Source organism: Photorhabdus sp. RM322S (assembly GCF_042879395.1).
Lineage (GTDB): Bacteria > Pseudomonadota > Gammaproteobacteria > Enterobacterales > Enterobacteriaceae > Photorhabdus > Photorhabdus khanii.
Map to the genome: position 1 here is coordinate 13,920 of NZ_JBHFKW010000002.1, position 26,095 is coordinate 40,014.

The 26,095-nt window shown below is 46.2% G+C and carries 23 protein-coding genes; 14 read left to right on the plus strand and 9 right to left on the minus strand.

Going from position 1 to position 26,095, the window contains the following annotated elements; translation table 11 throughout:
* Positions 1-6: 6 nt before the first annotated feature.
* From ACGF63_RS01285 to tssB, 5 genes are read right to left on the minus strand one after another with little or no spacing between them, the layout of a single operon-like run.
* Entirely contained in the window at positions 7-1,665 is a 1,659-nt protein-coding gene (locus ACGF63_RS01285; protein ID WP_387628344.1) for an OmpA family protein, read from the minus strand.
* A gap of 16 nt (positions 1,666-1,681) precedes the next feature.
* Positions 1,682-2,314 (minus strand): type VI secretion system protein TssL, short form, encoded by a 633-nt coding sequence (gene tssL / locus ACGF63_RS01290; protein ID WP_239002284.1) that lies wholly within the window; start codon positions 2,312-2,314, stop codon positions 1,682-1,684.
* 8 nt (positions 2,315-2,322) lie between these two features.
* Positions 2,323-3,681: a type VI secretion system baseplate subunit TssK gene (tssK, locus tag ACGF63_RS01295; RefSeq protein WP_036847103.1), complete on the minus strand. Its 1,359-nt coding sequence runs from the start codon at positions 3,679-3,681 to the stop codon at positions 2,323-2,325.
* A 5-nt stretch (positions 3,682-3,686) separates the two neighbouring features.
* Positions 3,687-5,219 (minus strand): type VI secretion system contractile sheath large subunit, encoded by a 1,533-nt coding sequence (gene tssC / locus ACGF63_RS01300; protein WP_036847102.1) that lies wholly within the window; start codon positions 5,217-5,219, stop codon positions 3,687-3,689.
* Between the two features lie 41 nt (positions 5,220-5,260).
* Entirely contained in the window at positions 5,261-5,758 is a 498-nt protein-coding gene (gene tssB / locus ACGF63_RS01305; RefSeq protein WP_387628349.1) for a type VI secretion system contractile sheath small subunit, read from the minus strand.
* Positions 5,759-6,913: 1,155 nt separating this feature from the next.
* Here tssB and ACGF63_RS01310 point away from each other — a divergent pair.
* On the plus strand, positions 6,914-7,357 hold the full coding sequence (locus ACGF63_RS01310; protein ID WP_387628351.1) for a hypothetical protein: 444 nt from the start codon (positions 6,914-6,916) through the stop codon (positions 7,355-7,357).
* An 8-nt stretch (positions 7,358-7,365) separates the two neighbouring features.
* Positions 7,366-7,650: a type II toxin-antitoxin system RelE/ParE family toxin gene (locus ACGF63_RS01315; protein ID WP_132354564.1), complete on the plus strand. Its 285-nt coding sequence runs from the start codon at positions 7,366-7,368 to the stop codon at positions 7,648-7,650.
* 306 nt (positions 7,651-7,956) lie between these two features.
* Here ACGF63_RS01315 and ACGF63_RS01320 read toward each other — a convergent pair whose 3' ends face one another.
* Together ACGF63_RS01320 and ACGF63_RS01325 are read right to left on the minus strand one after the other, a co-directional pair.
* Complete coding sequence (locus ACGF63_RS01320) at positions 7,957-8,934, minus strand: bile acid:sodium symporter family protein (RefSeq protein ID WP_387628355.1); 978 nt, start codon at positions 8,932-8,934, stop codon at positions 7,957-7,959.
* A 65-nt stretch (positions 8,935-8,999) separates the two neighbouring features.
* Positions 9,000-10,037, minus strand: a complete 1,038-nt coding sequence (locus tag ACGF63_RS01325) for an oxidoreductase (protein WP_387628357.1) — start codon at positions 10,035-10,037, stop codon at positions 9,000-9,002.
* Between the two features lie 161 nt (positions 10,038-10,198).
* Between ACGF63_RS01325 and ACGF63_RS01330 the strand changes: the two genes are divergently transcribed.
* The 8 genes from ACGF63_RS01330 (at position 10,199) to nth (ending at position 17,351) form a co-directional block, all read left to right on the plus strand.
* The gene (locus ACGF63_RS01330) at positions 10,199-10,639 is read left to right on the plus strand and encodes a DUF2569 domain-containing protein (protein WP_387628360.1); all 441 of its coding nucleotides are present in this window, start codon (positions 10,199-10,201) and stop codon (positions 10,637-10,639) included.
* A gap of 106 nt (positions 10,640-10,745) precedes the next feature.
* A complete protein-coding gene (gene rsxA / locus ACGF63_RS01335; protein WP_011146612.1) occupies positions 10,746-11,327 on the plus strand; it encodes an electron transport complex subunit RsxA in 582 nt (193 codons plus the stop codon).
* Positions 11,327-11,959 carry an electron transport complex subunit RsxB gene (gene rsxB, locus ACGF63_RS01340; protein WP_387628362.1) on the plus strand — a complete coding sequence of 211 codons (633 nt, stop codon included), beginning with the start codon at positions 11,327-11,329 and terminating at the stop codon, positions 11,957-11,959. Before rsxA ends, rsxB begins: the two co-directional genes overlap by 1 nt.
* Positions 11,952-14,288: an electron transport complex subunit RsxC gene (rsxC, locus tag ACGF63_RS01345; RefSeq protein WP_387628365.1), complete on the plus strand. Its 2,337-nt coding sequence runs from the start codon at positions 11,952-11,954 to the stop codon at positions 14,286-14,288. The genes rsxB and rsxC overlap by 8 nt, the downstream gene beginning before the upstream one ends.
* Before the next feature lie 12 nt (positions 14,289-14,300).
* Positions 14,301-15,380 (plus strand): electron transport complex subunit RsxD, encoded by a 1,080-nt coding sequence (gene rsxD, locus ACGF63_RS01350; RefSeq protein WP_387628367.1) that lies wholly within the window; start codon positions 14,301-14,303, stop codon positions 15,378-15,380.
* A 9-nt stretch (positions 15,381-15,389) separates the two neighbouring features.
* Positions 15,390-16,019: an electron transport complex subunit RsxG gene (gene rsxG, locus ACGF63_RS01355; protein ID WP_036847076.1), complete on the plus strand. Its 630-nt coding sequence runs from the start codon at positions 15,390-15,392 to the stop codon at positions 16,017-16,019.
* Positions 16,016-16,714: an electron transport complex subunit E gene (locus ACGF63_RS01360; RefSeq protein WP_387628371.1), complete on the plus strand. Its 699-nt coding sequence runs from the start codon at positions 16,016-16,018 to the stop codon at positions 16,712-16,714. Before rsxG ends, ACGF63_RS01360 begins: the two co-directional genes overlap by 4 nt.
* Position 16,715: 1 nt before the next feature.
* Positions 16,716-17,351, plus strand: a complete 636-nt coding sequence (gene nth, locus ACGF63_RS01365) for an endonuclease III (protein WP_036847068.1) — start codon at positions 16,716-16,718, stop codon at positions 17,349-17,351.
* Between the two features lie 140 nt (positions 17,352-17,491).
* Here the strand turns inward: nth and ACGF63_RS01370 are convergent, their stop codons facing one another.
* On the minus strand, positions 17,492-17,971 hold the full coding sequence (locus ACGF63_RS01370) for a hypothetical protein (protein ID WP_162524076.1): 480 nt from the start codon (positions 17,969-17,971) through the stop codon (positions 17,492-17,494).
* Between the two features lie 512 nt (positions 17,972-18,483).
* On the opposite strand from ACGF63_RS01370, the gene ACGF63_RS01375 reads away from it, so the two are divergent.
* Positions 18,484-20,427, plus strand: a complete 1,944-nt coding sequence (locus ACGF63_RS01375; protein ID WP_387628375.1) for an exoribonuclease II — start codon at positions 18,484-18,486, stop codon at positions 20,425-20,427.
* A gap of 84 nt (positions 20,428-20,511) precedes the next feature.
* On the opposite strand, the gene ACGF63_RS01380 is transcribed toward ACGF63_RS01375, so the two are convergent.
* On the minus strand, positions 20,512-22,509 hold the full coding sequence (locus ACGF63_RS01380; protein ID WP_387628378.1) for an alkyl/aryl-sulfatase: 1,998 nt from the start codon (positions 22,507-22,509) through the stop codon (positions 20,512-20,514).
* Positions 22,510-23,150: 641 nt separating this feature from the next.
* Between ACGF63_RS01380 and ACGF63_RS01385 the strand changes: the two genes are divergently transcribed.
* Genes ACGF63_RS01385 through ACGF63_RS01395 form a run of 3 tightly spaced genes read left to right on the plus strand, consistent with a single transcriptional unit; the run spans position 23,151 to position 26,095 of the window.
* On the plus strand, positions 23,151-23,600 hold the full coding sequence (locus ACGF63_RS01385; RefSeq protein ID WP_387628380.1) for a phage tail protein: 450 nt from the start codon (positions 23,151-23,153) through the stop codon (positions 23,598-23,600).
* 41 nt (positions 23,601-23,641) lie between these two features.
* On the plus strand, positions 23,642-24,718 hold the full coding sequence (locus ACGF63_RS01390) for a phage tail sheath C-terminal domain-containing protein (RefSeq protein WP_152962011.1): 1,077 nt from the start codon (positions 23,642-23,644) through the stop codon (positions 24,716-24,718).
* A 57-nt stretch (positions 24,719-24,775) separates the two neighbouring features.
* Positions 24,776-26,095: a phage tail sheath C-terminal domain-containing protein gene (locus ACGF63_RS01395; protein WP_152962009.1), complete on the plus strand. Its 1,320-nt coding sequence runs from the start codon at positions 24,776-24,778 to the stop codon at positions 26,093-26,095.

The following is a 26,095-nucleotide window of genomic DNA, read 5'->3' on the forward strand; positions in this document are numbered from 1 at the left end:
TTGCCGTCACCGACAGGCGACGGCGCCCGGTACCAGACGGATTTCAACTCTGCGGTTGGCTGTACGCCCCGCAGGTGTTGAATTGGTGGCGATCGGCTGCGTTGCGCCCTCGCCTTGTACGACGACACACGCGGGGGGTATATCACTGGTGTGTAAGATCCAGTCGCGTACCGCGTCTGCCCGCGCCAGTGACAGCGCCTGATTTTTCGCGGCATCGCCGGTAGAGTCGGTATGGCCGGTGATCATAATCAGCCAGCCCGGTTTAGCACGGATGTGGATCAGCGCGTTGATTAATACTTTGGTCGATCCGGCCTTAAGGCGAGACTGGCCAACATCAAACAGTGACAGACTGTTAAGGCTCAATGTCTGCGGCCGTGTTTTATCTCTCTGCGGCAAAACCGGCGGTGATACCGGTAACACTGTGCGGTTGATAGCCGCCATCAGTGGCGCATAAAGCTGATCGCCCACGTAAAGCCCCAACCCCAAACGCACCGGTTCGCCATCACGACGGTATTTTTCCAGCAATGCCGCGTTAAGCTTGAGTTGATGGTAAGCCTGCCTCCGAGCGCCAGCCTCTTTCATGCCCATCGCGTGATACTGTTGTAAGTCACTGTATATTTGGCGCCACAAGCGATAGTTATTCCAGGCGCTGGCGGTCAATGCCAGACAAACAAACCCGGTCAGCAAGCCCATCCCCCAAGCCACCGCCCGCCGGCGCGGTGTATCCCCCCCATAACGTGGCAGCAAGCGCAGCAGGGCATCGGGAAAAGGCGAGACACTCACCGCACCCGCAGTACTGTGGCTGATACGGGGTAAGGTAGTACGGGCGATCAGCCATTTCGTCCACAGGTTGTTTACCTGCGGGGTTTGGGGCAAAAACATCAATGCCATCGCGAGGGGATAACACGGCGGGCTGGCCTGCTCCGGTGATTGGCACTCGCTCAGCACGTTTTCCCCCATCCAACGTTGCCAGGCCGCAACCGCAACCGCCTGTTGTAAACGGTCGGTGCGTTGCTGTGCCTCCCCTTCGGTCAACCAGGTATTCATTCCGATGGCGGAACGTTTTTCACTCCATACCGTCATCATCGGGTGGCCTGCCTGCAATTCAAACCACGGGCTGATATCCCCATCAAGATAGCCCGCAATGAACGCCGGTGTATGACAAGCGGTGAGTTGGGCCACACTCGCCACCTGATAACGAAACGCCCGGATCTGGGCCGTCATAACCGCCTGATCCCGTTGCTGTTCAGGGAAGAGGGTTAATAACACACTGATCTGAGGGGACCAGTCCGGTCTGGCCGCCATAATCGCTTCCGCCAGCGCACTCATCTCACTTTGCCGCCGTACACAGATAAAACAGCCCTGTGACGTGACGCGCAGCAGTTCTCCGGCAAACAGGCTGGCCACATTCTCCCCGCAAGTCAGCACCACAGGCTGACGCCATGAGGGCGCAGGCAGTGCCGCCAGCAAACGACCCACACGGTCCTGACAGGACATTTCCCGCACAGCGCGGCCAGTCTGCCACCAGGCAATTATCGTGACCATCAGGATCACCCCCAGCCACACGGCAACCGATACCTTGCTCAGCGGGAAGAAAAACCGGCACAGCACCGCCGCCAAAACGCCAGCCAAAAGCCAGAGTGCTCTTCTTAATGCGCCACTCAATGTGTTCTCCTTATCCTTACCCAACAGACAGGCATTGCTGAAGATAGAGATGCAGACCCCACCACATCAAAACCACCGCGAGCACAGCCTGACACCCCCAGAACCCCAGGGAGCGTGAACGCCAGAATCGCCCCTGACGACGGCGCGCATGGGTTCGGATCGCCTGGTGCGGCTGCACCACCATTTCCCCCGCACGTTCAGTCAATGCCGCCAGTAAGGACTGGCGTTCCTGGGCAATCTGTACGCTATCACCGCCCTGAAAACCCAATGCCAATACGCGCTGGAAGCCCGTCAGGACCAACGGGGAGGGGTGTGATTGATTCAGCACCTGACGGATACGTTCAAACAGCCGCTCCCCGGCATGGTGGGTATTAAAAAATCGCGTCTGCAACAGCGTCTTCGACCAGGTTTCATGCCCATCATCCCGGTCAGGACGGCTCAGGACGGTTTCATCCAGCAAAGCACATAAGGCATAGATCACCTGGGTGACGTCATCTTCGCTCACCTCATGGTCTCTTAATTGCTGCTGTGTCGTTTCTATCAATGCAATCCCTTTTTGATATAACGCCTCACCCTGCACTGACTTATCCCCGTTTTTCAGCGCAATCACCACTATCCCGATATCGAGTATCAGGGGGTCAATTGACATCACTTTGTTCATGAGCGTAATACCGCAAACAGTTCTAACTGAACACCCGACAAGGTTCCCGGGACGTAGAAAGCACAGCTCCCCGCCGCCAGCATGGCTTTAGCCTGCGGATTATTCAGATCGAAAGCAAAATACTGGTTTTCCAACCGCAGCGGGACGGCCGCCGGCACATGGCTCAGCGGGCGCAAAGGCACACCGCTCAATGAGCGGTTAATCAGCCGGTCAATATCATCAGGTGCCCCCACTTTACATAATTGCGGAAACTGGGTTTGCAACTGGTGTGCCGGTATCGACGATCGCACGGAGAGATAGAAATCGGCCTCTTCGCACAGGCGTCTATCATGAAACGAGGCTTTCCACTGATTCTCGCGCACCACCACCAGTTCAATGGCAACGACCCGGGATGGCAAGCTGGCTTCAAGCAGGGTGCTGATAAGCTGCATCAGCGGCGGGAAAACCGCACTCAACTGACGGTGTTGATAACGGGGGATCGCGTCGAGATCATGATCCAACGAGAAGGTCAACAACGCACCCGCCAGCTTGACCAGCTCACGGTAGATGATCTCCGGATGCAACGCCGGGGCCGCTTTAAAATCATTCAACACCGGTTCATAACTGTTGAGCGCATTTAACAGCCAGAACAGCGACACATCAGCCACGGCGAAATCGGCCATCCGTTGATTACTCTCACGGCGCATCCCCATGAGACGAGTACGCTTAGCCCGTAGCTGAGTCAGCAAGAGATCGAGCTGTTCCAACAGGGGCGGATGCGCAGCAAAAGAGAGCAACGGAGGAATAAAGTCGTTATCCATCGTCCAGCCTGCTTGCCCGTCACGTACCAGACGCGCCAGCGGACAGGTCAGATAAGCCCCATTTTCATCCTGCTCAAAACGCAGGGAAAAGGCGTAACGCTCAACCGCCATGGACTCACAGAGACTGCCGTACCTATCCTGTACTTCAACCCACTCCTGTTGATAACGCAGCGGCGGTTGCCCCGGCGCGACGTCTTCACTATGCTGACGGCAATTCCCGCCGTTGGCGTGTTCCAGCGGTAATGCCAGTAATACCTCAACCGTTCGCAAATCCGCCGGCACAACGTGCTGCAAATCACAGGCCGCAGGCAGATTGTCAGCATGATCCGTGTCAATCAACGTTCCGTCCGGTAAACGGACTCTAAGATGCTGAATTTTGAGCCGATTGAAGCGCAGGGCATCCTGATCAAACTGTATATCCAGCACCCCCCAGGGATGGATCAACCCCAGGTGTGCAATACAATTGTTGGTCAGCGCTTCCCAGTTCGCTTGTTGCTGAAATTGTTGAGGGGTCAAAAAGGCGTCCTCAATCCAGAGCGGGCGTGAAATTTTCATGAGGTTTACCCTTTGGCTTTCGGCATCTGAGAAACCAGAGACAGATTGACGTCCAGTCCTTCGACCTGGAAATGCGGCACCGCATACAGCCTGACCCGGAAGAACCCCGGATTGTCATCAATATCTTCAACAATCACCCGCGCTTCACGTAGCGGATGAGAGGCCTGCAAATCGTCAGACGGATCGGTCATCTCCGTCACCAGCGTGTTGATCCAGTGGTTCAATTCAATTTCAAGCAGACGCCGGTCCTTGGTGGTGCCGATGTTCTCCCGCTGAATCAGCTTCAGGTAATGGGCAATGCGGGACAGCAGGAAGATATACGGCAGACGGGCATTGATACGGCTGTTGGCCGTGGCTTCACCGGTGTCGTACACCGCCGGTTTCTGCGTTGAGTTAGCCGAAAAGAAACAGGCGTAATCGCGGTTTTTGTAGTAAGAGAGCGGAATAAAGCCCAGATTAGCGAATTCAAACTCGCGGGTTTCCGGGATCATCACTTCCGAGGGAATTTTAACCTGACTGCCGGTCCCCAGATCGTAGAGGTGGATCGGCAAGTCAGTCACCGCACCACCGGCCTTTGGCCCGCGGATCTGCACACACCAGCCATTGTTGACAAAGCTTTTCATCATGTTGGCTGCAAACGCAAACGCGGCATTGGTCCACAAATATTTGTTGTGATCCGGCCCTTTCACCTGTTCGACATAATTAAACGTTCGCACCGGCACGGTATCCGGGCCATACGGCAGACGCCCCAGCACCCGCGGTAACGTCAGGCCGATATAACGGGCATCGTCGCTGTCACGGAAGGATTTCCACTTGATGTATTCGGCCCGGTCAAAGTAGTTACCGATGTCTTTAATGGCCGCGACTTCCGCCATCGTGTCTTTGCCGAAGAACGCCGGACCGGCGGCGGCAATAAAGGGCATATGCGCCGCCGCAGCCACTTTAGCAATGTTCCGTAACAGGGCAATATCCTGCGCCCCTGCGCCAAATTCATAATTGGCAATCACCGATCCGACAGGTTCGCCACCCGGTGTATCGTATTCCTGAATGTAAGTATGGCGATAGAAACCGCTTTGGATAATTTCCGGCGCGTCGTCAAAATCCTGCTGCAAATCCGCCTTAGCCACATCCAGCACTTCAATTCTGACGTTTTGGCGAAAATCGGTCCGATCAACCAGAAATTTCAGGCCCCGCCAGGCCGATTCCACTTGCTGGAATGCCGGGTGATGTAGCACCACATCCAGTTGACGACTGATTTGACTGTCCAGCGCACCGATATGATGATCCAACAAGGTTTTGTCGAGCCGCTTAACTTTTTGAGCCGATGCTTTCAGCAGCGTCAGAAAAACACTGACCGCCGCGGTCACGCGCTCATCCGTCGTCACATCGGCCAGGGCATCGTTGTTTTGAAAGCGGTCGATGTCGCCCAGTTGTTCGACCGGCTGTAAATTAATTTTTTCAAACAACGCGGAATAAATCCCGCCTTCACTGTGGGTTGTGGTAGTCACAGCCGCAGTAGTTTGCTCTTGTACCGTCATTCGTCTCTCCTGACTTAAAGTTTATGAAAACAGGCTGATAATCAGTCTGCCTGCGGGGCCAGCGCCGCCAGTTCTGCCCGTAATTCATCACTCAGCAGGTCATCCTGGAGGATATGTTCTAACTCCCGGCGAAAAGTGGCATTGTCGAGCAGGTTAGATTTCAGGTCGCGTAACAAATTACGCATCGCCAGCAATGCCCGCAGTGGGGGAATTTGGCGGGCGACGTGCTCCGGCTCGAAATCGTTTATTTGTCGGAAAGCCAGCGCGATATTCGTCTCACTTCCGTCGCCGGCCAGGGTATTTTCAATCGTCAGATTCATCGTGGGGCTAAATTCAGCCAATACCCGGTCAAAATTGTTTTTGTTTATATCCACCTTTTCTCTTTCCGAAAGGGGACGCTGTTCCTGACCATGGCTGTAATCGCCCATCACTAATAATTTCAGCGGTAACTCGACTTTTTTCTGTGCCCCCCCGGTATGTAAATCCAATTTAATATTAATCCGCGCTTTGGGGATTTCGTTTTGAAAGCTCTGTGCCACAAGCGGCTCCTCAATAATAAAAAAGAACTCTATAACCTGAGTCAGGCCATAATGAATTTCAGGAAGATAAAACCGGTTTCAGGTATTTCAGGACAGGCAGTTAACCGAGCAGAAAATAAGAGAACACCGACAAGACCACCCCCATAAATAAAGATATTTATCGGACAGGCCATTTCCTAACCAGGGTGATTTTCTAAACTGTCTTTTAAAAAAGCAAGATATTTTTTTAAAAAAAGCACTTTTTGTTTAGCGCTTATCAGAGAAAAAACTCGCCAAATGGGATAAACAACAGACAATATATTAACAAAACCTAAACGAGATGATGTTTTTCTCAAAAAAGATAGTATTTATTTTCATAAGGTGATAGCGACTTATCTATTTTGTTGTCATGAGGGTCATTCAATGCGATAGCGATCGGTTATATTTTTTAAATTTATACTATTTTTCAATTCACTAAATAATCAATACATCGTGCCTGATGGGATGGGTGAAAAAGAGAATGGTTATCAATCATATTATGCGAATGAGAATACATTTAATTAAGCCGCGTCATATCGATTATATTATGGGATAACCAGTTTATTCATTATCGCTTTTATAGAACAGATAAGTATGGAGATGAAAAGGTCCTATCCTGTGAAATAAAACCAGAATCCTTTTTTGCTATTTTTGATGATGGAGACGATGATTTATTTTCGGGTACACAATTATAATAACGCTCATTTGAACAAGTCACGGGTAAACGAAATATTGTTATGTGGCGTATTACCAACTCAGTTGAGAGCATAAAAACTGTGGGGCAATCATTTAAATGCTCTCCTCGGACGGCCGTTCTGAATGGCGAGCTAAAGTCACAATTTGAGTGTTGGTATCCCGGCACCAGAATTAATGAGCTAGCTGGAGTACGGTTTTCATTTTGAAATAGAAAAAGTGAAACCCGACGCGGCAACGTGCGGGTTTCTGATTAAAACAAAACTTTACGAAGGGTAAAACACCCATTCCAGTATAAATCAAACTCACTTTATTTAACACCTCAAGCTACATCCTTCCCTTTTTGAGTGAAGTAACAATTAAGAGCATTGCAATTTACTATAATTTGCACTATAAATTATAATAGACCTATTGTGAAATATTCAAAAATTGCGAGGTAACAACATGGCTGAAACTATCGACCACGGCACACTCTCCCATCTTGTGGAAGCCGGAGCTGTCAGAGGAGCGCACATCGTAGGCCAGCCAGGTGGCTGGACCGTAATGGTGTGTTATGGAATGTACGAGCGACCACTTGCAGCTCAGCGCAGCCGCAATGTGCGGCTGTTTCGCAAGTTCGAGACGCTGGTTTCCTACCTCAAAAAAATTGGCATTGCCCGCTTCGACGTGGATTCATCAAACTACACCCCCGACACTCTCAATACCTCGACCTCTCGCAGGCCCGATCGTGCCGAAGCGCTCAAGCGTACCCACGAGGCGGCTGCATATGATGCGTGGTTTCGTGAGCAGGTGCAGCAAGCCATAGACGAACCCGGAGGTATCCCTCACGCTGATGTCAAGGCCAAATTTGCCGCCAAACGTGAAGCCTTGCGTAAACGCATTGTATAGGGTCGCATATGAAAATCATTTGGCGAAAGATCGCGGAAGCAGATCGGGAGTGTATCTTTGATTACATCTCACAAAACAACCCCAATGCCGCGCTTGAGCTTGACGCAGACTTTGATACTAAAATCGAACTCGTTGCGCAGCAGCCTAAACTGTACCGCCCCGGCCGCGTGCGCGGCACACGTGAAATCGTCGTGCGGCCTAATTATGTGATTGTTTATCGCATCGACAGCGGTACGGTGGTTGTGCTGCGCGTGCTCCATGCTGCCCAGCAATGGCCCCCGGCCAAACCCTGACAGCTCTTATACCCTACTCATAAACAGGATCTTTAGCGCCAACCGGTTATTTTAGATAGAAAAAAGGCTTTATTTATGATCTGATAATTGTCACCAAACAAAATACCGAGATCAGAGAATAAAGCCGATGACAATTATCCCCTCAAAATTAATGGTTTTTATAGCTGTTTTTTATCCAAATCCTCGAAAGCTAAAATATTAAACAGAACACCCTGCCAACATTCTCTTCACCGGGAGATGGTGAATCTTTTAGATCTCGAAAGAAAAGTATCTGAAATGTAAAATTGCATTAATATATTTACACATCTATTTCCGTCTTAACCTCCTGGCATAACGTTGCGCTAACACCGCACACACCATCAACTGAATTTGATGAAAAATCATCAATGGCAGCAACATCACACCAACCGTCGCAGCCGGGAACAAAACATTTGCCATTGGCACACCATTAGCCAGACTCTTTTTCGAACCACAAAAAACAATTGTAATTTCGTCTTCTTTATTAAAACCCAACCAGCGGGCAATATAAGTATTAATAACCAACACAACCGACAGCACAATACAGCAAACAACCCCAATCATCAGGAGTGAATAACCATCAATCTTATGCCAGATGCCTTCTACCACAGCTTCACTAAAAGCCACATAAACCACTAAAAGAATTGATGACCGGTCCGTCATATTAACCAGTTTTTTATGTCTCTCCACCCAACGTGCAATCAATGGCCGTGACAGATGCCCGATAATAAAGGGAACCATCAATTGAAGCACAATGGATTTTATTGCTTCCAATGTATCAGCGCTGCCTTCACCTTGTGTATGGATCATCAACCCAACTAATATTGGCGATAAAAATACCCCCAAAATACTGGATGCCGAAGCACTGCAAATGGCAGCAGCAACATTACCACCCGCAACAGAAGTAAAAGCAATGGCTGATTGAACCGTGGCTGGTAATGCACAAAGGTAAAGAAATCCCCAATAAACTGCCGATGTCATGATCTCAGGGACCAGCAGATTCAATCCCAATCCTATAATCGGGAATAAGACAAAAGTACTGAGAAAGACCACTAAATGAAGCCGCCAATGCCCCATACCGGCAATAATGGCTTGGCGGGATAATTTAGCCCCATGCATAAAGAACAGCAAAGCAATAGCCGCCGTCGTTAGCCGTTGAAACCAGACTTTAATTTCCCCCTCACAAGGCAAGAATGTCGCAATAACAACTACCGTCACTAATATCATCAAAAAAGGATCTATTCTTAACTTTTGCCACCAAGTCATCAGTTATTTTCCTTGCTTTGCAAATAGTTAGCCCGGCAAGCCGGACTAATCAATAAAAGTCACGATTAAACTGCCACTGTTCGTTGTTGTTTTGCTGATTCGGTACCGGCTTCAATTAATTTCATGATTTGAATGGCTTCACTTGCCGTTACCGGATTGGGTTTATCTATCGTAATAGCATCGCGGATCGCAGCATAATAAGCAGCATAATTACCGGGCAACGTCGGGATATATTCCGTCACTAATTCATCTTCACGTGACAGCGTCACAATTCCATCACGAATATCATATCCCCAATCGGCATGTGGCAGCCTTTCCCCTGCTTTCAATCGTTCTTCCTGAGGATCAAGACCATATTTCACGTAACTGCCTTCCATACCATGCAGCGTATAAACCGCAGATTCAGCCGCCGCTAGTGTTGTTGCGTGGAGAACCACTTTGATATCCGGATAATTCAGCAATACATGAAAATAATCCACCGCTTCAGCTTGTGGGCGGATCATCCCCAAATCAGCCGTAATGGATTGCGGTTTACCAAACAATTGAACCGCCTGATCAAGTAAATGAGGGCCTAAATCATACCAAATACCGCTTCCCTCTCCCGCCGCCTCACGCCATCTTTGACGAATAACCGGACGATAACGGTCAAAATGGGATTCGAAATATTTCAATTTTCCCAATCTATTTTCTTTAATCAGGGATTTTATCGTCAGAAAACCAGAATCCCAACGGCGGTTATGAAATACGGAAAGTAATAACCCCGCCTGTTCTGCTTGTTGCTTTAAAGATTCGGCCTGTTCAACCGTAATAGTAAAAGGTTTATCCACCACAACATGTTTACCGGCTGCCAGTGCCTGCTGTGCCAGAGGATAATGAGTGTCATTAGGCGTGGGAATAACAATCAAATCAATTTCAGGATTGTTGAAAAGATCCTCAGGACGGGATACGACCGCAATATTTGGCCAGTCTGATTTCACTTTTTCAGCGTTACTACTGGAAATGGCAACCAATTTAACACCGGCAGTCCCGGCAATTAATGGTGCATGGAAGGTTTTGCTGGCATAACCATATCCCACCAACCCAACCTTTAACAGATCACTCATAACAGGTCCTCAAACTTATTATTCATATGCTGCAATTCAACATCAGGAAAAAATATCATCGGTGATTACCGTTTCGCAAATTATCTCTGAACTAATCTATTCACTAACCAGACAGAATCGCCTACTATTTCTTTTTCACATAGCTTTAGTGGGAATAGCTTATGTATAAAACTAATGATTACCACAGAATTAATGGCTGGATTCTGGCCCCAGCTGCTTATCTGATCATGACCTTTCTCAGTGCCAGTGTCATGCTCGCTTTATATATTATGACTTTTCTCAGTCAGAACCCTTCGTTGAGCATCGGGAATAATCACTTTACTTTAATGTGGTTTCTTTCTGTTGCCATTACCGCGGTAATGTGGTGTTTCACCCTATGGGTATTGAAACTGCTTTTCCGCCGGTCAAAAAGATTCCCGCAAATTTTTATTATCTGGCTTATTGTTACCGTATTAATCGCATTGAAAACGTTCACCTTCTCCCCCGTTCCTGATCAAATTGCTTTACGGGCATTGGCATGGCCACTATTAGCCGCCGCTATTTTTGTTCCCTACATTAAGCGTTCTCTCCGGGTCAAAATGACTTTCACACAAGATCGATAACCGCAATTTTCTTCGGTTGTTATCATAACAATAGATTGCCCCACAGTAAGGTGCGGGCATTTTTATCATCTTATAAAAAGTAAACGACTTTATTTCAGGCACAGCAATGACTGACTACTTTCTTTTATTTGTCGGAACCGTATTGGTTAACAATTTCGTCCTGGTGAAATTTCTTGGCTTATGCCCTTTTATGGGCGTCTCTAAAAAGCTGGAAACCGCCATCGGGATGGGCTTTGCTACCACATTTGTTATGACACTGGCCTCGGTATGTTCATGGCTGGTGAATACCTTTATTTTGCTACCCCTGGATTTAATCTATCTGCGTACCCTGAGTTTCATTCTTGTCATTGCCGTTGTGGTGCAATTTACAGAACTTGTTGTACGTAAAACCAGCCCGACGTTATACCGGTTACTGGGTATTTTCCTGCCGTTGATTACCACTAACTGTGCCGTACTGGGTGTAGCGCTACTGAATATCAATCAATCACACGATTTTCTGCAATCCGCTATTTATGGTTTCGGGGCCGCTGCCGGTTTCTCTCTGGTGATGGTCCTGTTTGCCGCTATTCGTGAACGCCTGGCCGTTGCCGATGTACCCGCCCCTTTCAAAGGTTCATCTATCGGCCTGATTACCGCAGGATTAATGTCCCTGGCTTTTATGGGTTTTAGTGGTTTGGTGAAGTTCTGATGATATCGTTATGGATTGCTATTGGTGCACTAAGTGCACTAGGGTTAATTTTTGGGTTAATCCTGGGTTTTGCTGCTCGTCGTTTTCAGGTGGAAGAAGATCCTATCGTTGAAAACATTGATGATATTTTACCGCAAAGCCAGTGCGGGCAATGTGGTTATCCTGGCTGCCGCCCTTATGCTGAAGCTGTGGCGAATAATGGTGAAATTATTAACAAATGTGCGCCTGGTGGTGAACAAGTCATGCTGAAAATCTCCGAGCTGCTTGGGGTCGATCCACAACCACTGGATGGTGATGAAAGCATAAAAAACCCGGTCCGCAAAGTCGCATTTGTTGATGAAGAGAATTGCATTGGCTGCACTAAATGTATTCAGGCATGTCCTGTAGACGCTATCGTTGGTGCAACCCGCGCCATGCATACCGTTGTTGAAGATTTATGTACTGGATGCGACCTGTGCGTTGCTCCTTGCCCGACAGACTGTATTACGATGATCCCTGTGGCAACAACGACTGCGAACTGGAAGTGGGATTTAAAAACCATTCCGGTAAAGAATATCACTGTTCAGCCATCCCAGGCAGCTTCCGTTAACCGTATCCCGGTTAAAAACATTGAGGCTGAACACCATGCTTAATTTGTTCAATTTACTCAACAAAAACAAAATCTGGGATTTTAAAGGTGGTATTCACCCACCTGAAATGAAGCTGCAATCCAGCCAAACACCATTGCGCATTGCGCCACTGCCGGAAGAGCTAATCATCCCGTTGCAACAACATTTGGGTACCGAAGGCGAATTGCTGGTTAAAGCCGGTGATAAAGTGCTTAAAGGCCAGCCTCTGACGTTTGGCACTGGACGTACCGTACCGGTTCACGCATCAACTTCCGGCACTATCATTGCCATTGAACCGTGCATAACAGCGCACCCATCCGGGTTGAAAGAGTTGTGTGTCCGTTTGCTCCCTGATGGTACAGATCAATGGTGTGAACGCGTTCAGGCACCTGATTATCAATCACTTGATGCAGACACGATGCTTAACCGCATCCATCAGGCAGGTATCGCCGGTTTAGGTGGCGCTGGCTTTCCTACTGCCTCCAAACTGCAAAGTGGCCGGCATGGTATTAAGACGTTGATCATCAATGCCGCAGAATGTGAACCTTATATTACCGCTGATGACCGCCTGATGCAGGAACATGCGGACGAACTCATTGAAGGCATTCGTATTCTGGAACATCTGCTTAAACCGGAACAGATCCTGATTGGTATCGAAGATAATAAACCAGAAGCAATAAAAGCACTGAAAACCGCTCTAAACGGCGATAAATCTATCATCGTCCGGGTTATTCCGACCAAATACCCTTCCGGTGGCGCGAAACAGCTGACCAAGATTTTGACCGGTAAAGAAGTGCCTTCCGGCGGCCGCTCCTCTGCTATCGGTGTTCTGATGCAAAACGTCGGGACTGTGGTTGCGATCAAACGTGCCATTATTGATGGCGAACCTTTGATTGAACGTGTCGTCACCCTTACCGGCGAAGCAGTCGCTTCACCGGGGAACTTCTGGACGCGACTCGGTACACCGGTACAATTTCTTCTCCAATTAGCCGGTTTTGAACCACAATCAGAACAGATGGTGATTATGGGGGGTCCTCTCATGGGATTCACTTTACCTGACTTAAATGTCCCTGTGGTTAAAATCAGTAACTGCATTCTGGCACCATCACATCAGGAAATGGACTCAAATACAGCGGAAGAGGCTTGTATCCGTTGTGGATTATGTGTGGAAGCCTGCCCTGCCAATTTATTGCCGCAACAGCTCTATTGGTTCAGCCGTGGACAAGAGCATGAGAAAGCCAGAGATCACAACCTGTTCGATTGTATTGAATGTGGTGCCTGTGCTTATGTCTGCCCGAGTAATATTCCTCTGGTGCAATATTACCGCCAGGAGAAAGCTGAAATTCAGGCGTTGGATCAGGAAAACCTCCGTTCAGCGGAAGCCAAAATTCGTTTCGAAGCTAAACAAGCTCGTATGGAACGGGAGAAACTGGCTCGCGAGGAACGACATAAAAAAGCCGCTGTCCAGATCGATAATACAGATAAAAATGCTGTGCAAGCCGCGCTCTCCCGTGTGAAGGAAAAACAGGCTGACGCTGGCAAAATTGTTTCTATAGAACCGGGACAAGCACCAGACAATTCAGCAGTCATCGCCGCTCGTCAGGCAAGAAAAGAGCAGCTTCGTACTCGTCAGGCAGAAAAACAGGCTACTGAAAATATCAATACTGTTACACCTGAACCAACAGGTTCAGAAGATCCTCGCAAAACCGCATTGGCAGCCGCGATTGCCAGAGCTAAAGCAAAGAAAACTGCCCAAAGTCAGGAAGTGACACCGTCACTGGAAACAATAGAACCAGAATCTACCGCTGATGAAAAGCAAGATCCGCGTAAAGATGCAGTCGCGGCTGCCATTGCCCGAGTTAAAGCTAAAAAGGCTCAGATACAGCAAGTAGCTGAAACTCAGGAAGAAGCACCACCAGCAGAAGAATCAGATCCACGCAAAGCTGCCGTTGCCGCCGCTATTGCTCGTGTCAAAGCCAAGAAAGCTCAAACGCAGCAAGTAACCGACATTCAGGCAGAAACACCGCCAACAGAAGATACTGATCCGCGCAAAGCTGCCGTTGCCGCCGCTATTGCTCGTGCCAAAGCCAAGAAAGCTCAAACACAGCAAGTAACCGACATTCAGGCAGAAACACCGCCAGCAGAAGAAACTGATCCGCGCAAAGCTACCGTTGCTGCCGCTATTGCTCGTGTCAAAGCCAAGAAAGCTCAAACACAGCAAGTAACCGACATTCAGGCAGAAACACCGCCAGCAGAAGAAACTGATCCGCGCAAAGCTGCCGTTGCTGCCGCTATTGCCAGAGTTAAGGCAAAAAAAGCCGCTCAGGAACAACAGAAAATTTCAACAGAATAGTGATTGTTATCAATGAAATTCAGGCCCGTTCAAACTGACAATAAAAAGCTAAAAGTCGCAAGTTCGCCTTTTACACACAATCAACAAAGCACCAGCCGCATTATGCTGTGGGTTGTGCTGGCAGCGATACCCGGTATTGCGGTACAAACTTACTTTTTTAGCTACGGTACATTGTTCCAAATCTTGCTTGCAGTTATTACTGCCCTGCTGGCGGAATCATTTGCTCTGTCTCTGCGTAAACAGACGATTATGACTCGTTTGCAGGATAATTCCGCGTTGTTGACAGGCTTACTTTTAGGGATCAGTCTTCCACCACTGGCTCCCTGGTGGCTGATTGTACTAGGAACCGCTTTTGCCGTGATCATTGCCAAACACCTGTATGGTGGTCTTGGTCAAAACCCGTTCAACCCGGCAATGGTTGGTTATGTCGTGTTGCTAATATCATTCCCGGTGCAAATGACCAGTTGGTTGCCGCCTATGGATTTGATGGCAGCACAAATCACACCGCTGGACAGTCTGATGGTGATCTTCACCGGGCATATTCCCGATGGAGCAACATTGCAACAGTTGCAGCAAGGTTTCGACGGAATAAGCCAGGCAACACCACTGGATAGTTTTAAAACCGGTTTACTGACACACAACATTGATGATGTTCTGCGTCAGCCAATATTACAGGGATCTCTGGCAGGCGTTGGCTGGCAATGGGTCAACATTACCTATCTTATTGGCGGGCTTATTATGCTCAACAGAAAGGTTATAAGCTGGCAAATTCCTGTGGCATTTATCGTCATGTTAGGTCTATGTTCACTCGCAAGCTGGTTGATTGATCCCAGCCGTTATTCCCCGCCATTATTACAACTATTTTCTGGTGCAACCATGCTGGGCGCATTTTTCATTGCAACCGATCCGGTCAGTGCATCCACAACACCCAAAGGTCGTTTAGTTTTTGGCGCAATGATTGGCTTGCTAGTCTGGGTCATCCGTGTTTATGGTGGTTATCCTGATGCGATAGCATTTGCTGTCTTATTGGCGAACATCACCGTGCCACTGATTGACCATTACACTCAACCCCGCGCTTACGGGCACAAATAAGGAGCCGTTATGTTAGAAACAATGCGACGTCACGGCATCACACTGGCTATTTTCGCTGCAATTACTACCGGATTGACGGCTGTTGTGAATTCACTGACTAAAAGTACCATTGCAGAACAGGCCGCGTTACAGCATAAGTCACTGCTTGATCAGGTTGTTCCACCTGCTTTGTATGACAACGATATGCAAAACGAATGTTATTTGATCAGTGCCGATGCTTTGGGAAACAAACTACCTCATCGTCTCTATCTGGCCCGCAAAAATGGTCAGCCGGTGGCCGCAGCGTTGGAAAGTACAGCACCAGATGGCTATTCAGGGGCTATTCAGTTACTGGTCGGGGCAAATTTCTCAGGAAAAGTGTTAGGCGTACGAGTAACAGAACATCATGAAACCCCTGGCCTGGGCGATAAAATTGAAACCCGGATTTCAGACTGGATCAAAGTATTCTCAGGGAAAACCGTAAAATCAGATAATAACCGGCACTGGGCGGTGAGAAAAGATGGTGGCGAGTTTGATCAATTTACCGGTGCCACTATTACCCCACGCGCTGTGGTAAACTCCGTCAAGTGGACCACTCTCTATTTACAAACTGTACCTGAACATCTCTCTTCTCTGGAGCCCTGTGGAGAAAAATCATGAGTGAAACCAAAAAGTTGTTTACCCAAGGGCTGTGGAAAAATAACTCCGCTTTAGTACAGCTGTTGGGATTATGTCCACTGCTGGCGGTGTCTTCCACGGCAACCAATGCACTGGGTTTAGGGCTAGCAACCACACTGGTTCTGGTCTGTACCAACATTGCTGTGTCCAGCCTGCGTCGCTGGGTTCCCAATGAAATCCGCATCCCGATTTACGTCATGATAATCGCTTCGGTTGTCAGTACCGTACAAATGCTGATTAACGCCTACGCTTTTGGTCTATATGAATCACTGGGGATTTTCATTCCATTGATCGTCACTAACTGCATTGTTATTGGTCGCGCTGAAGCCTATGCTGCCAAAAATCCGGTCATGCCTTCTGCCATTGATGGTTTAGCCATGGGATTAGGTGCCACTTTTGCGCTGTTTGTTCTCGGTGCTATGAGGGAAATTCTTGGCAATGGAACTCTGTTTGATGGCGCTGATCTGCTGCTAGGCAATTGGGCTAAAATATTACGGATAGAAATTGTTCATATGGATTCCCCTTTCCTACTGGCTATCTTGCCTCCGGGCGCTTTTATTGGCCTGGGATTAATGCTGGCAGCAAAATACCTGATTGATGAAAAAATGAAAACCAGAGCAATAAAAGAAAAAAGCAATGCAGTAGCAATATCACCAGAACCAGAGAGCACCATTTGATATGAACAAACAAAGCCGTATCGAAATTTTAACGCGCTTACGCGATAACAACCCAAAACCAACGACTGAATTGGTTTTCACCACGCCCTTTGAGCTGCTTATTTCAGTACTGCTCTCAGCTCAGGCGACAGATGTCAGTGTTAATAAAGCGACAGCGAAACTCTATCCGGTTGCCAACACACCTCAGGCCATTCTTAACCTCGGCGTGGATGGGCTGAAAGAGTATATAAAAACCATCGGCCTGTATAACACCAAAGCGGAAAACACCATTAAAACCTGCCGGATCTTACTGGAAAAACATGATGGTGAAGTTCCTGAGGATCGTGCTGCATTGGAAGCATTGCCAGGCGTTGGCCGCAAGACAGCCAATGTGGTGTTAAACACCGCTTTTGGCTGGCCAACCATTGCTGTAGACACCCATATTTTTCGGGTGTGTAACCGTACTCATTTTGCTCCCGGTAAAAATGTCAATGAAGTCGAAAATAAATTACTGCAAGTCGTTCCGGCTGAATTTAAAGTCGATTGCCATCACTGGCTTATTTTACATGGACGTTATACCTGTATAGCCCGTAAACCTCGTTGTGGTTCTTGCATTATTGAAGATTTATGCGAGTACGATTGCAAACAAGAGTTGTAAAAGGCTAAGGGCCGTTGCGGTGAGACGAATGATCGGAAAGAAGATGATTTCACTCACCCTCCCCTTACACCCAATTAGAATCAGAAATTCTACACGCTATCAAGAATATCCAATTTCCTGTTAACTTATTTCTCATGCTCTTAGTCTTTGGCAGATACAATCTTCACATCAAATATTTGCTCGACAACCATCTTTGGTGACGTCGATAAAGACCAAACAGAGAAGTACAATACACCAGTCAAAAGAACGAATAACAGAGAACCAGCAGCGCCTTTGATAATATCTAATACATGGTTAGGTTTAATATTATTCAGTTCAGAATGGACTTTTGCTGAAAAGAATACTTCCCTTTCCTCAAGATCTTCTTCAAGAACATCAGCCAAAAACCTCTCTGTCAACACAGTAGCCTCGCTACGGTAAAACTCAAGTTGCGCCGGAGACATTGATAATTCATTGAAAGGTTGAAGATCGATATCTGTTGGCGCTCTTTGATGTTTTTGTTTAAAATCTTTAATGAACTGAATTTTTTGACGTTTGTAGACAGAATAGGAAATGATTCCATGAATATCATCATCCGAGTCTACTAACTGTTCATAGATACAACTATATTCTTTAGCCACAACACCACACTAACCTTTAGGATGCCTAACAGACAGAGACGCGGAGCTCCATGCTATTTTCAGCTCTTCACCAGATTTCTTCAGAGCATGATTACTAAACCCATAAACAGCACTAGCACGATTTGAAGGCTCCACTTGACGCCTTAACATGCCCCTCGCAGCGCGCTTTACTGCTGTCGTGAAATTTGAATTTACTTTGTTCATAGCCACTCACTCCAACAAAAAACCGCATTATACTACCATAATAATGGAAATCCCTCTTAAATCCAGATTGCAAAAAATTTGGGCTATTAGGTGATTTATTTTGCAAATACGATTTTCAACTTTCACCATGTTATATTGCTTTTAAGCTTAAAGAAAAAGTTTACCCTGCGTAACTATTATAATTTTCATTACAAAATCCATACTGTTTTATGCTATTTTGAAGATGTTACTTGCTCGACACTGCTGATTCGCGTAAAAATGTTGTTCCAAAACTATCTGATAATAACCCTCAACTTTCTCCGGATATTATGTTTCAAAATAATCCGCTGCTTGCACAGCTAAAACAGCAACTTCATTCCCAGACACTCCGCGTAGAGGGCCTCGTAAAAGGCACAGAAAAAGGTTTCGGATTTCTGGAAGTCGACGGACAAAAAAGCTATTTCATTCCGCCTCCACAAATGAAAAAAGTGATGCATGGCGATCGGGTTACCGCCGCTATTCATACTGATAAAGAAAGAGAGATCGCCGAACCCGAAACATTGGTCGAACCATTTCTAAATCGCTTCGTTGGCCGTATCCAGAAAAAAGAAAATGACAACCGTTTATGGATCGTTCCTGATCACCCTCTGCTAAAAGACGCCATCCCTTGCCGCCCGGCCAATCAAGTCACTCATCCGTTTCAGAACGGTGACTGGGCCGTCGCTGAAATGCGCCATCATCCTCTGAAAGGAAGCCGTGGCTTTCATGCAGAAATTACCGGCTATATCACCGAAGGCGACAATCACTATGCGCCCTGGTGGGTAACATTGACCCGTCACAATCTGGAACGTAATGCGCCAGAGATGACGGCCGATTGCCAGTTGAATGATGGCGATCTTGAGCGGATAGACTTAACTTCTCTGGATTTTGTCACTATCGACAGTGCCACCACAGAAGATATGGATGACGCTTTGCATGTCGTCAAACAAGATGACGGCAGCCTGAAACTCAGCATAGCCATTGCTGATCCAACAGCTTATATCGCGGCTGACAGCGAACTGGACAAGATTGCTCATCAACGTGCTTTCACTAACTACCTGCCAGGTTTCAATATCCCCATGCTGCCACGCGATCTGTCAGAAAACTTATGTTCTCTGCGTCCTAATGAGCGCCGTCCCGCCTTGGTTTGTCAGGTGTCTATTCTTGAAGATGGTCAGCTTGGTGACGATATCGCGTTTTTCTCTACCTGGGTTGAATCAAAAGCGAAACTGGTTTATGACGAGGTTTCTGACTGGCTGGAAGGAAAAGGTAGCTGGAAACCTGCTTCTGAATCCATTGCGACGCAAATCAATCTCTTGAAAGAAATGAGTGAACGCCGTAACCAATGGCGTCATCAACATGCACTGATTTTCAAAGATCGCCCTGATTACCGCTTTATCCTTGATGAAAATGGTTATGTGCTGGATATCGTCGTAGAACAACGCCGTGCATCAAACCGTATTGTTGAAGAAGCGATGATCACTTCTAACCTGTGCGCGGCAAAAATACTGCGCGATAAGTTAGGCTTTGGCGTCTACAATGTCCATACCGGTTTTGAGCCACTCCAGATTGAACAAGTGGTTGAATTACTAAAAGAAAATGGTATCGAAGAAAATGCAGAAGAGTTGCTGACATTGGATGGCTTCTGCAAATTACGTCGTGAATTGGATAAACAGCCAACACAATTCCTTGATAGCCGTATTCGCCGTTTCCAAACTTTTGCAGAAATTAAACCTGAGCCTGGCCCTCATTTTGGCCTCGGTTTTGATGCTTACGCCACCTGGACATCACCCATCCGTAAATACAGCGATATGGTTAACCATCGCTTACTGAAAGCAATTATTCAAAAAACGGATGCAGAAAAACCAGCAGAAGAAACCTGCCTGCAACTGGCTGAACGTCGCCGCCTGAACCGTATGGCTGAACGCGATGTGGGTGATTGGCTATATGCGCGTTTCCTGCAACCCCATGCAGGAACCGAACAACAATTTACCGCAGAAGTCATTGATATTACCCGCGGTGGTTTGCGTGTCCGTCTGGTAGAGAATGGCGCGGTCGCCTTTATACCGGCACCATTCCTGCATGCGGTGCGCGATGAACTGCAATGTAGTCAAGAAACCGGCACCGTGATTATCAAAGGTGAAGCCGTTTACCAATTGAATGATATTATCAACGTCCGTATTGAAGAAGTCAGAATGGAAACGCGTAATATCGTCGCTCGTCCCACAGCCTGACTTTCCTCATAAAACTATATTGAATCAAACTACAGCGTAACCGCTGTAGTTTGTATTTAAAAATCAGCAACCAGATGTCAGGAATTACATCATATTCTGCTCTGCTCGAGGCGTCACAATATTGAACCAGAATGGAAAGTTATCCAGCATCCCAATAAATTCATTAAACTTAGTGCGATCGCCCTTAATTTTCACATTCCGTTTTTGTACCTGATCGTCAAACTCTTCTTTGCTCAAGTGAATTTTATCCAGAACAGTCTTGGCTAACGTTAATGTGACATCAGCCCGTGTCACTTGTTTATCCGTATAATTCAGCACCCCATTTTCCACGGTCAGTGTATAACGCTTATTGAGATCGGTGAGATTAATGTTCATCACCAATTTCTTACCGGCAGCTTTAGGCCCATTCAACCGCACTGCCAGGTAATCGAATAACATTTCAGGTGATATGGCACGAATAGTATCCGGGCTACCAGCATTCAGGCCGCCAGATTTTGGTACACCGTGACGCAGTTCCGATGCGCCCTGCAAATAGATCGAACGCCAGGAGTTTGATTCGGATTGATAACCCAACTGCTCATAAGTTTTAGCCAGTAAGGTTTTTCCCACCACACTATCGGGATTAGCAAAAACAACATGTTTGAGCACTTGAGCCACCCAACGGTATTCGCCCTTATCAAAATCAGCCTGCGCCCGTTTTATCAACGCCGCTTCACCGCCCATATATTCCACATATTTAATCGCAGAAGGTTTCGGAGGCAAGTTATTCAAATCAGAAGGATTTCCACTGTACCAACCCATATAGAACTGATAAACCGCCCGCACATTATGGCTCAGTGATCCATGATAGCCACGGTTCGGAAAATAACGTGCAAGCTCTGGTGGCAATCTGAGCATCTCGGAAATTTCTTCACCCGTGTAGCCTTTATTCATCAGATTCACTGTTTGGTCATGAATATATTTGTATAAATCGCGTTGTTTTTTAAAATAATCCACCACACGCTCTTTACCCCACATCGGCCATTGGTGGCTCTGGAATTTTACCTCGACTTGATCCCCATATAACTCAATAATTTGATCAATATATTTCGACCAGGCTAAAGCATTACGTACCTGAACACCTCGCAACGACAAAATATTATGCATGGTATTCGTGGTATTTTCCGCCATCCACATCGCTTTCCATTGTGGAAACCAAGTATTCATCTCTGCGGGAGCTTCCGTACCAGGCGTCACCTGAAATACCATCTCCACACCATCAATCGTTACTTTTTCACCCGTCAGCTTGATAGTACGTGTTGGTGGGATCAACGTTACCGTTCCAGTCGCAACTTCCGCACTCAAACCTGTCCCTACATGCCCCTGTGGAGCCCGTGGCAACAAAGAACCAAACATATAAATAGCCCGACGACTCATGGCATTACCGGCAATCACCTTTTCACTAGCAGCCTGTTCCATAAAACCTTCTGGCGCAATAACTTGCACTTTTCCTGCTTTAACATCCTCCTCGTTGACAATACCGCGTACACCACCGTAGTGATCAACGTGAGAATGGCTGTAAATCACACTCACCACCGGCTTCTTACCCAAGTGTTTACTGACCAGATCATAGGCTGCTTTTGCTGTTTCAGTGGATGTAGCCGGATCTAAAACAATCCACCCGGTATCTCCTGCAATAAAGGTCACATTAGCTATATCATAACCACGCACTTGATAAATACGATCGCTCACTTTATAGAGCCCATATTCCACATTAAGTTGTGCATTACGCCACAAGCTGGGGTTAACGGTATCTGGAGCCGGTGTTTTATCGGTAATAAATTTACGATAACTATCAAGATCTAATATTACGTTACCTTTATCATCACGAATAATCAGAGAATCAGGTCTGGCAATAAGACCTCGTTTAGCATCATCAAAATCAGATTTATCATTGAATGGTAATGTTGATGCCATCTCAGCATTAACTTTTTTAGTGATTTCAGTAGCAGGAAGAGAAAGTTTATCGTGACTAAATGATGAAAAACTAAAAATGGCAAACGATACTGCGGTTGAAATAGTTAATAAGCATTTGTAATTCATAAGATAATATTCCTTTAGACAGATTAATTAGGTTATTAAAACCAGAAGTAACTTTATCCATAAAAACCAAACGATATGAATCATAGCCTAGTAATAATAGATAGTAATATGGAAATAAGTAAAGGAAACAAATCCAAGTTATCTCTATTAGAATCCCCACAAAAAATATTTGTTATTATAGGAAAACTATAAAACAGCAACATTAATCTCCATTGTTCGTTATTAAAACCTAATAATCTGACATATTAAACTTAAGAAAATAAGTATACGTAACCCTCTGTTAACAAATCGCTTTGCCAAAACTCACCATCATTTATATATCAAAATTTATAACACACTATTTATTCATCCTTTTATAGAAAAATATAACCATGTGATTACAAAATAATTTATGTAGTTATAGTTTGATTAATTGATAATTTTAAATATTAATAATTAGTATTTGAAATTAACTTGGGTTCACTATAATTCAACGTGATCATCAATGTGATCTCAAATTCACCGAGTAACGTTTCTATATAAAGAATAACCAAGGCAAATCAGGTTAGTGCGGTAGCTATTGTCTATAGCTCAGTGCTAATAAAAACAAAGCAATAATCACTTTTAATTCGCAATATAAATGAAAAATAAAGGAAATAATTATGGCCACAACTACAGATCAAATCGCTGTTAACTATCCTATTCCTACTTATCGATTTGTTGTCTCCGTTGGTGATGAACAAATCCCTTTCAACAGCGTTTCTGGGCTCGATATTACGTATGATGTAATAGAATATAAAGATGGTACCGGTAATTATTATAAAATGCCGGGCCAACGTCAGTTAATCAATATTACGCTACGTAAAGGGGTATTCCCTGGGGATACTAAACTTTTTGACTGGCTTAATTCCATTCAGCTTAATCAGGTTGAGAAAAAAGACGTTGCAATTAATCTGACCAATGAAGCCGGGACAGAAATTTTAATGACCTGGAGCGTAGCAAATGCGTTCCCAACTTCATTAACCTCCCCTTCTTTTGATGCCACCAGCAATGATATTGCAGTTCAAGAAATAAAACTTACTGCGGATCGGGTAACCATTCAGGCAGCTTAAAACATTTACACAAAATACCGCCCAATAATTGGAGGCAATATATGCCAACAACGACAACCTATCCCGGCGTTTATATTGAAGAAGACGCCTCACTGTCACTTTCTGTTCGCTCCAGTGCAACGGCAGTGCCTGTTTTTGCTGTCAAAAATGAAAATTCATTAATATCAACTAATACCCATATTCGTATTAATAGCTGGCTGGAGTATTTAAAAATAAAAAACGGGCCGTTTAATCCCGACGACACGCTTGATGTTTCATTACGTGCCTATTTTATTAATGGCGGTGGATATTGCTATATCGTAAAAACGAGTGAACTAACAAATCAAGTTCCAAAACTTGACGATGTCACATTACTGGTTGCTGCCGGAGAAGATATCAAGACTGCGGTAAGTACACTTTGTCAATCAGGAAAAGGATTATTTGCCATTCTTGATGGTCCAACCGGAGAGTTAAATTCTAATGGCACATCTCGAGATGATTATGACCAAAACTCTTTTGCCGCCGTTTATTACCCTTGGCTAACTGCCGAATGGGGGACAAATAAAACCAACGTTGATATTCCACCTAGCGCCGTGATGGCCGGTATTTATGCCAGTGTCGATAACAGCCGAGGTGTTTGGAAAGCACCTGCAAATGTTGTATTACAAGGCGGAGTGAAACCGAAGTTTAAAGTCACAGATGATTTGCAAGGTACCTATAATACCGCTAAAGCCATCAATATGATCCGTGAATTTCCAAATACCGGTACTACCGTCTGGGGAGCTCGCACACTTGAGGATAACGATAACTGGCGTTATATCCCGGTTCGCCGCCTGTTTAACAGCGCGGAGCGGGATATCAAAAATGCCATGAGTTTCGCGGTATTTGAACCCAACAGCCAACCAACCTGGAAAGCCGTACACCGGGCTATCGATAACTATCTCTATTCCCTCTGGCAACAAGGCGGACTGGCAGGCAACAAAGCTGAACAGGCTTACTTTGTGCAAATCGGTAAAGGCACCACCATGACCGAAGACGATATAAAACAGGGAAGAATGATTGTCAAAGTCGGTATGGCGGCGGTTCGGCCTGCTGAATTCATTATTCTGCAATTTACCCAGAACGTTGCCCAGTCTTAATAGAGCCGGTAATTGATTCAGGATCACCGCCTATTTACCTTATTTAAGGAAAACCTTATGGCTTCTGCAACCTATGCCACACCGGGCGTTTATATTGAAGAAGACGCCTCACTATCACTATCGATTAACTCCAGCCCCACAGCGATTCCCGTTTTTATTGGTAAGTTTTTCAAAAAAGACGGGAGCCAACCCGCAAAAGGGAGCTGTATTAGAATCGCCAATTGGTTGGATTTTACTTCGCAGTTTTCACTCTCACCGGCCGTATCAGTGAAAGCTACAACTACAAGTGGGGATGAGAATTCCCCAAAAACTTATACATATGCAGCTACTGTCACAGCTACTTCTTTGAGTGCCTTTGCAATACAACACTACTTTAACAATGGCGGCGGCGTATGTTATCTGTTGCCGTTAGGAGAAACAGAATTAGCAGCACTGCCAGATCTGATTGAAAAACAACAAGAGATTACCTTACTGGTCTGTCCTGAAACGGATACAACACTAACACCCCACACAAAACAGGCGGTCTACAGTGCAGTAAACCCGCTATTAGGGGATAAAAAAGTAGGTTACTTCCTGATTGCTGATAGTTCAGATGGAACCAATAAACCCAATACCCAACTAGATAAAACCGCTGTCTATTACCCTGATTTAGTGACTTCTTTTACTTATAGCCAACCAGCAGATGCTGATATTACTCTGAGCGGTTATGAAGATGCTACTACACTAGCTGCACTGAAAACTGTCTCTCCAGGAGAATATGCTAAGGCTAAAACAGAAATCGATAGTAAATGGAAAGTTGCTAACATACCAACAATACCAATTACTCTCCCCCCAAGTGCCGCAGTCGCGGGTGCCTATGCCGCAACCGATGCCAATCGTGGTGTCTGGAAAGCTCCCGCTAACCTGGCATTGAATAATGCTAAACCGTCTGTGGCGATCACAGATACCGATCAAGGTACCATGAATGAAGCGGGTATTAATGTCATCCGTGCCTTTACCGGCAAAGGCACACTAATTTGGGGAGCCCGCACATTAGATAAAACGGACAATTGGCGCTATATCCCGGTTCGACGTTTATTTAATGCGGCAGAACGGGATATCAAAAAGGCAATGCAATTTGCTGTCTTTGAACCGAATAGCCAGCCAACCTGGAAACGGGTTCAAGCAGCCATTGACAACTACCTCTATCAACTTTGGCAACAAGGAGCACTAGCGGGAAATAAACCGCAAGAAGCCTACTTCGTCCAAATTGGTAAAGGTGTCACCATGTCCGACACTGACATTCAACAAGGCAAAATGATTGTCAAAGTCGGTATGGCCGCCGTGCGTCCGGCTGAATTTATTATCCTTCAATTTTCACAAAACGTAGCACAGTAA

Excerpts from the sequence above, each read along its gene's own strand:
- ACGF63_RS01320 (WP_387628355.1), bottom strand. The coding sequence starts at position 8,934 with ATGACTTGGTGGCAAAAGTTAAGAATAGATCCTTTTTTGATGATATTA.
- ACGF63_RS01315 (WP_132354564.1), top strand. The coding sequence starts at position 7,366 with ATGAAAATCATTTGGCGAAAGATCGCGGAAGCAGATCGGGAGTGTATC.
- ACGF63_RS01395 (WP_152962009.1), top strand. The coding sequence starts at position 24,776 with ATGGCTTCTGCAACCTATGCCACACCGGGCGTTTATATTGAAGAAGAC.
- tssK (WP_036847103.1), bottom strand. The coding sequence starts at position 3,681 with ATGAAAATTTCACGCCCGCTCTGGATTGAGGACGCCTTTTTGACCCCT.
- rsxA (WP_011146612.1), top strand. The coding sequence starts at position 10,746 with ATGACTGACTACTTTCTTTTATTTGTCGGAACCGTATTGGTTAACAAT.
- rsxD (WP_387628367.1), top strand. The coding sequence starts at position 14,301 with ATGAAATTCAGGCCCGTTCAAACTGACAATAAAAAGCTAAAAGTCGCA.
- tssL (WP_239002284.1), bottom strand. The coding sequence starts at position 2,314 with ATGTCAATTGACCCCCTGATACTCGATATCGGGATAGTGGTGATTGCG.
- ACGF63_RS01325 (WP_387628357.1), bottom strand. The coding sequence starts at position 10,037 with ATGAGTGATCTGTTAAAGGTTGGGTTGGTGGGATATGGTTATGCCAGC.
- ACGF63_RS01360 (WP_387628371.1), top strand. The coding sequence starts at position 16,016 with ATGAGTGAAACCAAAAAGTTGTTTACCCAAGGGCTGTGGAAAAATAAC.
- ACGF63_RS01385 (WP_387628380.1), top strand. The coding sequence starts at position 23,151 with ATGGCCACAACTACAGATCAAATCGCTGTTAACTATCCTATTCCTACT.
- ACGF63_RS01375 (WP_387628375.1), top strand. The coding sequence starts at position 18,484 with ATGTTTCAAAATAATCCGCTGCTTGCACAGCTAAAACAGCAACTTCAT.
- ACGF63_RS01390 (WP_152962011.1), top strand. The coding sequence starts at position 23,642 with ATGCCAACAACGACAACCTATCCCGGCGTTTATATTGAAGAAGACGCC.
- nth (WP_036847068.1), top strand. The coding sequence starts at position 16,716 with ATGAACAAACAAAGCCGTATCGAAATTTTAACGCGCTTACGCGATAAC.
- ACGF63_RS01330 (WP_387628360.1), top strand. The coding sequence starts at position 10,199 with ATGTATAAAACTAATGATTACCACAGAATTAATGGCTGGATTCTGGCC.
- rsxB (WP_387628362.1), top strand. The coding sequence starts at position 11,327 with ATGATATCGTTATGGATTGCTATTGGTGCACTAAGTGCACTAGGGTTA.
- rsxC (WP_387628365.1), top strand. The coding sequence starts at position 11,952 with ATGCTTAATTTGTTCAATTTACTCAACAAAAACAAAATCTGGGATTTT.
- tssC (WP_036847102.1), bottom strand. The coding sequence starts at position 5,219 with ATGACGGTACAAGAGCAAACTACTGCGGCTGTGACTACCACAACCCAC.
- rsxG (WP_036847076.1), top strand. The coding sequence starts at position 15,390 with ATGTTAGAAACAATGCGACGTCACGGCATCACACTGGCTATTTTCGCT.
- ACGF63_RS01380 (WP_387628378.1), bottom strand. The coding sequence starts at position 22,509 with ATGAATTACAAATGCTTATTAACTATTTCAACCGCAGTATCGTTTGCC.
- ACGF63_RS01310 (WP_387628351.1), top strand. The coding sequence starts at position 6,914 with ATGGCTGAAACTATCGACCACGGCACACTCTCCCATCTTGTGGAAGCC.